This window comes from Streptomyces otsuchiensis (genome assembly GCF_004305975.1).
In the GTDB taxonomy this organism is placed as follows: Bacteria; Actinomycetota; Actinomycetes; order Streptomycetales; family Streptomycetaceae; genus Streptomyces; species Streptomyces otsuchiensis.
Map to the genome: position 1 here is coordinate 1 of NZ_BHZI01000361.1, position 4897 is coordinate 4897.

Below are 4897 nucleotides of genomic sequence, written 5' to 3' on the forward strand. Positions count from 1 at the left end.
GGTGGGTTCGACGGGCAACTCCTCCGGTCCGCACCTGCACTTCGAGATCCGGACCGGGCAGGGGTTCGGCAGCGACATCGACCCGGTCGGCTATCTGCGACAGAACGGCGTCGCGCTGTGACCGTCCGGTCGCTGTGAACGCCCGCCGGTGAACGCCAGCCGGTGAACGCCCGCGGGTGAACGCCGGGCGTTGACCCGCGCGCCGGTCCCTCCGGGGGTCGGCGCGCGTCGTGTTGCCCGTCGGCCGGCCGGCACGTCCGCTCACGGCCCTCGGTGCGGCCCGATGGCATCGGTTTCCGGCCACGGGACGGGCCGGTGCGTCTCATCCGTCGAGCGGACGTCCGGGGCGCCGGGGCACGCCGCGCGGCGCCCGGAAGGATTAGCATCATGTGTGAGTGCGTGCGCCACCACCCGGCCACTTCCTTCCCATCACTCCCGTATGGTCAGTACGCTCTGGCACTCGACGCCAATTCACTGATGAGCAGGAGACGTTGATGGAGCGACCCGCCTGGGCACCTCAGGGTGTCGACCTGTCCGTGCCGAGTGTCTCGCGCATGTACGACTACTACCTCGGGGGATCGCACAACTTCGAGGTCGACCGGGCGGCGGCGAGACGGGCGGTCGACGCCTTTCCGGGTCTGCCGAAGATCATGCAGGCAAACCGGGCGTTCATGCGCCGCGCGGTGCGGTTCGCGGTGGCGGACGGGATCACCCAGTTCCTCGACATCGGCTCCGGCATACCCACCTTCGGCAACGTCCATGAGGTCGCCCAGGGCGCGAGTGACGACGCCCGCGTCGTCTATGTCGACAACGACCCGGTCGCCGTCGCCCACAGCCGCGCGGTGCTGGAGGGCGACGAGCGGACCACCGTGGTCGCGGCCGATTTCCGCTCCCCGCGCAGCATCCTGAGCAACGCCGAGACCGAGCGCGTGCTGGACTTCGACCGCCCGGTGGCGCTGCTGCTGGTGGCGCTCCTCCACTTCATCGAGGAGGCGGACAAGCCCGCGCAGGTGATCGCCGAGTACCGGGACCGGCTCGCGCCCGGCAGCATGCTCATCCTCAGCCACGCCTCGACCGACGGCGGGCCGCGCACCACCGAGCAGGGCCAGGCCGTGACCGATGTCTACCGCAAGGGCGGTTCGTCCTTCGTGATGCGTGACCGGGCGGAGATCCGGGCGCTGTTCGACGGCTTCGAGCTGGTCGAGCCCGGCTTGGTGCTGCTGCCCAACTGGCGCCCGGACAGCCCCGTCGACCAGGAGGACCCGGCGGCCTTCACCGGGTTCGCGGGGGCAGGGCGCAAGGCGTGAACCCCCCGCAGGAGGAGCCTCCGGCCGCCGGCGCGGGACCCGCCGGCGGCACCGGCGACGGGCCGGCCCGGTTCGCCCGGATCTGGTGCCGCGCCGTGTACCCGGAGACCGCCACCTCCATGACGCGTGACGAGTTCGAGGCCCACCTGGTGGGCCTGACGCGGCAGTTGGCGGAAGCGTTGCACGCCCGGCCGTTCTCGCCGGTCCCGGGCAGGGCGGTCGGTGAGGCGCTGGTGGCCGCGCACTGCACCACGGCCGACGCCCTGCCGCGCATCCTGGGCATCATCGACGCCTATCTGCCGCTGTACTGCGCCGGGGACGGCGAGCTGGCGGCGGAGGAGGCGCGCGTCCGGTGCGGCCGGCTCCAGCACGCCATCGCCTCGGGTTTCGCCGCCTCGCTCCAGCAGCGGACCCGCAGCGAGCAGGAGGCCCTCTCCCGGGCCACGCTGTCGGCACAGAACTCGATCGCCAACGCGCTGCACGAGAGCGAGACGCGGTTCCGCGCGGTGTTCCAGGACGCCGCCCTGGGCATCGGCATCGCCGACATGTCCGGCAACATCCTGGACACCAACCTGGCGATGACCCAGATGCTGGGCATCGCCGACCACCATGTGCGCGCCAGCAACATCGGCGACTGGACCCACCCGGACGACAGCGCCGACGTGTGGCGGATGCAGGACGAGCTGCGGCGCGGCGAACGGGACCACTACCAGGTGGAGAAGCCCTACCACCGCACGGACGGCACCTCGCTGTGGACCAATCTCACCGTCTCGCTGCTGCGGGACGCGGAGGCCCGCCCGCAGTACATGCTGGCGATGGTGGAGGACATCACCGAACGCCGGCTGCTGAACCTGCGGCTGCGCTACCAGGCGACCCATGACGCGCTGACCGAACTCCCCAATCGCGCGCTGTTCTTCGAGCGGCTGGAGCAGGCCGTCTCCCCGTCGTCCGACGTGACCCGCGTGGGGCTCTGCTATCTGGACCTCGACGGCTTCAAGGCGGTCAACGACAGCCTGGGCCACGCGGTCGGCGACCAGTTGCTGATCGCGGTCGGGGAACGGCTGCGGGACTGCGCGACCGAACCGGGGCAGCTGATCGCCCGGATCGGCGGCGACGAGTTCGTGGCGCTGTTCGTCGATCCGCCCTCACGGCGGGCCGTGACCGCGCTGGCGCAGCGGGCGCTGGACGCGCTGGCCACCCCGGTGGAGGTCGGCGGCCGGGAGCTGATGGTGCGCGCCAGTATCGGTGTCGTGGAGGGACCGGTCACCGAGCTGAACGCCAACGAGATCCTGCGCAGCGCGGACATCACGATGTACCGGGCCAAGGCGGACGGCGGCAACCGGTTCGCGCTGGCGGACCCGGACTCCGACGCGCGGGCGATCAGCCGCCACCATCTGACGCATCACCTCCCGGCGGCGCTGAAGGGCTGCGAGTTCTTCATCGAGTACCAGCCGCTGATCCGGATGGAGGACGGCAGTCTGGAGGGCGCGGAGGCGCTGGTCCGCTGGAGCCATCCCCGGCACGGGGTGCTGGGGCCGGACCGCTTCATCCCGCTGGCCGAGCACACCGGGCTGATCGTGCCGCTGGGCCGCTGGGTGCTGCGGGAAGCCGTGCGGCAGGCGTGCGAGTGGCAGGTCCAGGGCATAGGCGGCAGCCGGCCGTTGCGGCTCAACGTCAACCTCTCGCCGCGCCAGTTGCACCACCCGGACCTGGTGGACGAGACGGTCTCGGTGCTGGAGGAGTTCGGTCTGCCGCCGGGCTCCCTGTGCCTGGAGGTCACCGAGTCGGCGATGGTCCGGGCGGATGACCACGAGCTGAAGCCGCTGCGGCAGCTCGCGGATCTCGGGGTGGGCATAGCGCTCGACGACTTCGGCACCGGCTACTCCAACCTGGCGAGCCTGCGGCGGCTTCCGGTGAGCACGCTGAAGCTGGACCGCTCGTTCAGCGAGGGGCTCCAGCACCATCCGGCCGACCCGGTCGACATGAAGATCGTCGAGGGCATCGTCTCGCTGGCGCACACCCTGGAGCTGTCGGTGACGGTCGAGGGCGTGGAGACCGGCAACCAGGCGGAGCGGCTGCGGGAGCTGGGCTGCGACTCGGCGCAGGGCTGGTACTACGCGCGCCCCGGGCCTCCCGAGCGGCTACCCGAGGCGGTCTGAACCACCCCACCGGGGCGGGCCCGCACCCATCGGGCCCGCCGGCCGGGACTGCCGACCGGACTGCCCGGCGGGACTACCCGGCCGGGTCAGCGCACGACGCGCAGCCGGCGCGGTCCCGCCGCACGCGGGTCGGGCAGCCGCAGCGGCCGGTCGCCGGGGGTCAGGGAGCCCAGGACGGCGGCGGAGGACGCACCGGTCGCGCTCGGGACGCTCCCCGGCAGTCCGTGGACGCTGAGGAAGCCGAGCAGCGCGAACAGGCAGCCCTCCTTCGCCTGGGACGGCAGCCCGTACTCCTCGCTGGTGGTGAACCGGACGCCGGGGGCCAGCGCGGCGATCCGCGCCATCAGCACCGGGTTGCGGACACCCCCTCCGGAGGCGACGACCTCGGTCAGCGCGTGGTCACGGCAGGCCCCCGCGACCAGCTCCGCGGTCAGCTCGGTGACGGTGGCGGCCAGGTCGTCGGAGCCGGGCGCGGCGGTGCCGGGCCCGCCGGTCCCCTCGCGGAACCGGCGCAGATAGCCGGCGTGGAACAGCTCCTTGCCGGTGGACTTGGGCGCGGGCAGCGCGTAGTAGGGCTCGTCCAGCAGCCGGTCCAGCAGCGCGCGGTCCACCGTGCCGCGGGCGGCGCGGCGCCCGCCGGTGTCCATCCGCTCCGCTCCCCCGCTGTCCTCGGTGGCGACGGCGTCGATCAGGGCGTTGGCGGGCCCGACGTCCCACGCCAGGGTGTGGCCCGCCCCGTCGCGCACCGTCAGGTTGGCGATCCCGCCGAGGTTCAGGGCGCCGCGCGGTGTCCCGTCGTCGGGCAGCAGCAGCCCGTCGAGCATCGCGGCCAGCGGCGCGCCGTGCCCGCCGCGTGCGATGTCCCGGCTGCGCAGGTCGGAGACGACCGGCAGGCCGGTGGCCTCGGCGATGTACGCGGGCGCGCCCAGTTGGAGCGTGCCCAGCGCCCGGGGACCCTCGACCCAGTGGTAGACGGTCTGCCCGTGGGAGACGACCAGCCGGGCGCCGCCGTCCGCCGCGTCCGCGTGGACGGCGGCCGCACGGGCGGCGGCGCCGCCGAAGAACCGGCCGAGCCCGGTGTCCAGGCGGCAGACGGCGGCGAGGTCGACGCGGGCGGGCGGCAGCACCGCCAGCAGTTCCCGGCGCAGCTCGCCCGGAAACGGCTCGCTGTGCAGCCCGAGCGGGCGTAGCACCAGCTCCTCGCCGCCGTCGGCTGCCGGCTCGAACCACAGCCGCACGGCGGCGACGTCGACCGCGTCGCAGGAGGTGCCGGAGAGCATGCCCAGTACGGTCCATCCGCTCTCCTCGGCGGAGGGGACCGGCGCCGGGCCGGGGGCGCCCGCGGGGGTGCCGCCCGGCGCCCCGCCGGTGAAGTCGGTGAGTTCCCGGCCGGTGAGCAGCCGGGCGGGGTGCGGGTCGCCGGCGGCGCGA

4 protein-coding genes are annotated in these 4897 nt (G+C 73.5%); 3 read left to right on the forward strand and 1 reads right to left on the reverse strand.

Going from position 1 to position 4897, the window contains the following annotated elements:
* The 3 genes from E0D90_RS23560 to E0D90_RS23570 form a co-directional block, all read left to right on the forward strand.
* Positions 1 to 121, forward strand: a 121-nt coding sequence (locus E0D90_RS23560) for a M23 family metallopeptidase (protein WP_369008438.1), incomplete at its 5' end; no start/stop codon positions are given.
* 373 nt (positions 122 to 494) lie between these two features.
* Complete coding sequence (locus E0D90_RS23565; protein WP_130800002.1) at positions 495 to 1307, forward strand: SAM-dependent methyltransferase; 813 nt, start codon at positions 495 to 497, stop codon at positions 1305 to 1307.
* Entirely contained in the window at positions 1304 to 3466 is a 2163-nt protein-coding gene (locus E0D90_RS23570) for a putative bifunctional diguanylate cyclase/phosphodiesterase (protein ID WP_374754124.1), read from the forward strand. Before E0D90_RS23565 ends, E0D90_RS23570 begins: the two co-directional genes overlap by 4 nt.
* An 86-nt stretch (positions 3467 to 3552) precedes the next feature.
* Here the strand turns inward: E0D90_RS23570 and E0D90_RS23575 are convergent, their stop codons facing one another.
* Entirely contained in the window at positions 3553 to 4746 is a 1194-nt protein-coding gene (locus E0D90_RS23575) for an anhydro-N-acetylmuramic acid kinase (protein WP_130800003.1), read from the reverse strand.
* Positions 4747 to 4897: the final 151 nt, after the last annotated feature.

Bases quoted from the DNA above. Each gene is read 5' to 3' on its own strand.
- E0D90_RS23565 (WP_130800002.1), top strand. From the start codon at position 495: ATGGAGCGACCCGCCTGGGCACCTCAGGGTGTCGACCTGTCCGTGCCG.
- E0D90_RS23575 (WP_130800003.1), bottom strand. From the start codon at position 4,746: ATGCTCTCCGGCACCTCCTGCGACGCGGTCGACGTCGCCGCCGTGCGG.